A 327-nucleotide genomic window follows, 5' to 3' on the forward strand; every position below is an offset into this window, starting at 1 on the left:
GCCATTGGTGCAAACGTTGTGACCAAAGGCGGATCTTCTATTGCCATTGGTGGTGACGATCTAAATGCCGCCTCTCAAGCCAATATTGATGGCACCTCAGCATCTGCAATCAATGGAGGTGATGTCAATACCGCATTCAAAGCTTATACGGGTCGTGACCTTGTTGAAGCGGGATATTACGTTAGAAATACCGAAGCTGGTGGTGCTGCTTCTATAGCGATTGGCTCAAAAGCGCTTTCTAAAGGTGCTTTGTCTACGGCTATTGGCGTACAGTCTTCCTCAGCGGGTGTTGCGTCCTCAGCCTTTGGCATGGGATCGTCAGCAAGC

1 protein-coding gene is annotated in these 327 nt (G+C 49.5%); it reads left to right on the forward strand.

What is annotated here, in order from left to right:
- Positions 1-327 (forward strand): hypothetical protein (locus AAEY80_RS14390; protein WP_350588539.1); only part of this gene is annotated, 327 nt, incomplete at both ends.

This window comes from Psychrobacter sp. 78a-MNA-CIBAN-0178 (genome assembly GCF_040309625.1).
Taxonomy (GTDB): Bacteria; Pseudomonadota; Gammaproteobacteria; order Pseudomonadales; family Moraxellaceae; genus Psychrobacter; species Psychrobacter okhotskensis.